The organism is Promicromonospora kroppenstedtii DSM 19349, assembly GCF_000515355.1.
In the GTDB taxonomy this organism is placed as follows: Bacteria; Actinomycetota; Actinomycetes; order Actinomycetales; family Cellulomonadaceae; genus Promicromonospora; species Promicromonospora kroppenstedtii.
Genome location: NZ_KI911633.1, coordinates 6,796 through 9,038, shown reverse-complemented (window position 1 = coordinate 9,038; position 2,243 = coordinate 6,796). Strand labels below are relative to the sequence as shown.

The following is a 2,243-nucleotide window of genomic DNA, read 5'->3' as shown; positions in this document are numbered from 1 at the left end:
GGGCGCGCTCGGCGTCGGCGACGCGGGGGCGCTGAGGCTCGGCGAGGGGCTCGGGATGGGCGACTCGGTGGCGACCGCGGTGCCGGCAGCGGCGCCGGCGAGCACGAGCGACAGAGCCAGGGAGGTGGTGCTGATCAGAGCACGTCTCATGATGTCTTCCGGCTGGTAGGGAGCGGGGCCCGGATCCGGCCCCGGGCCGACGCTAGCCCTGCCCGTTCGCCGCAGCAACGAAGTTGCCGACCTGCCGGACGAAATCACCCGTGGTCCGGGTCGGGGGAGGCTCGCGGTCCGGGCGTGCCGGAACCCGCCCGAGAACGCCTCAGGCGGCCTCGTCCTGCGAGACCGCCTGAGGTGAACGTGCTCCGTGCCGAGGGCTACCGGCCCGCGAGCGACGGCACGGCGCCGCCGAACACCCGCTTGACGGGGCGGCCGACGACCAGCACGGTGCGGTAGAGCCAGCCGGGCAGCACCGACTGCAGCACCACCCGCATGTGGCGGGGCCACAGCCACGGGCGCACGTCGGGCATGGACCGCAGGGTGCCGTCCGCGCGCTGCGCCGCGAGGGACGTGACGAGGGCGGGCAGCTCGGACTCGGCGTCGTGCAGGTAGTTCTCGTCGAGCCATGCGGCGTCCGGCACGGGGCCGTTCTCGCGGAAGACCTTGCCCGCGTCCGCGAGCGAGACCAGGCAACCACTGCCCACGAACGGCTCGTTGAGCAGCTCCTCGGAGACGCCGAAGTCCTCCACCAGGGCGGTCGGCAGGTTCAGCGCGAGCGACTCCAGGGCCGCCGTCGAGCTCACGGTCGCCAGCGCGGTACCGGGCTGCAGCCATTCGGCCATGGGGCCGTCCACGAAGCGCAGGGCGCCGGCGGCGTGGCCGAGCCGTGCGTGCTCCGTCTCCCACAGGTCGTCGTAGGGGTGCTCCTCGTTGTGCGTCTGGCGCTCGCCCTTGCGGGCACGCAGCTTGACGATCACCTCGAAGCCCTCGTCCGCGACCTTCGCCAGGCTGTCGAGCAGCCGCACGCGCTCGGCGCGGCCGGCGGGCACCTTGGCCTGGGCGGCGAACACGACGCGGCCGACCGGCGCGGTCGCCATGGTGGTGTTCCGCTCCAGGAACGGCAGGTGGGTCAGGACGACCTGCGGGTGGACCTCCTGCGCGGCGAACGCGTCCTGGTAGGCCGTGCGCTCCCGGCGGCTGTGCACCACGAAGGCGTCGCACCAGCGGCGCCAGGCGGCGCCGCGCGGGGTCGCGGGCAGAGCCATGCCGGGCAGGCCGGTGACGAGCGCGGGGCGCCGCTTCGGGTCCGCCCGGACCACGGTGCGCGCCACCATCTCGGCGATCGGGCCGGTGGCGGCCACCAGCACGACGTCGGGCTGCGTCCGCCGGACGTGCTCGCGCAGTGCGCTCAGGCTCAGTACCTGGGGGCGCACCACGGTGGAGCCGGCCACGGCCGCCGCGATCTGGCTCGTCGTGGGCACGATGGGCGTGCGGACCAGTACGGCCGCGCGCTCCAGCGGGGCGTCGGGCAGGCCGAGGCTGTCGAGCGTGGAACATGCCCACTTGAGGTAGGAGTCGCTGTCCGCGACGGCGAGCACGCGGATGGTCATCCGTGGTCCTCCGGGTAGGTCGAGTCGGGTCCGGTCCTGGCGGCGCGGGCATCCGCCGCGAGCCGGAGCACGCTCGAGAGGTGCGCGCGCAGGCTTGGTGCGGCGCGATCGGTCCACCAGCTCTCCGGCACGGCCTGCGGCATGACTGCCACGCCCCGGGGGGCGAGGATCGTCGTCAGCAGCACGGCTGCCGTGGACGGGAGACTGACGACGCGCTGCGATGCCGTCATGCCGCGCAAGCGTAGCTCTACCGGGGCCCCCGCGGCGTCCAGGACCAGCCCCTCGATCGCGGCGAGCCGGGACAGCGCGGTGTCGGGCTCGCGGCGGTGCGGCAGGTAGCGCAGCGGGCCGTCCGCGGCGAGCGACCGGACCCAGCCGACGTAGGCGTCGGTGTCGATCAGCCCGTCGGCGGCCAGCGCCGACCCGATGACGACGGTCGGCTCGGTCGGTGCGCCCGAGGCGGGGGCCTGGGCGAGCCAGGCGAACTCGTTGCGCACAAGCTCGAAGCCCTGGGCGGTCAGGTGGTCGCGGACCACCGGGTCGATCGGCAGCGCGGTGAACAGCGTGGCCCGGCCGTCGGCGGCCAGGTCGCGCAGCCGACGGGCCGCGACGGTACCGAGCCGACGGCGGGCGGCG

Annotated in this window: 1 protein-coding gene and 1 pseudogene; both read right to left on the bottom strand. The window is 74.9% G+C overall.

The features are described from left to right. Nucleotides 1-374 precede the first annotated feature (374 nt). Complete coding sequence (locus PROKR_RS06235; RefSeq protein WP_051432737.1) at nucleotides 375-1,607, bottom strand: DUF6716 putative glycosyltransferase; 1,233 nt, start codon at nucleotides 1,605-1,607, stop codon at nucleotides 375-377. After that, a pseudogene (locus PROKR_RS06230) lies at nucleotides 1,604-2,243 on the bottom strand (hypothetical protein); the annotation flags it as partial. The gene PROKR_RS06235 and the pseudogene PROKR_RS06230, both read right to left, overlap by 4 nt.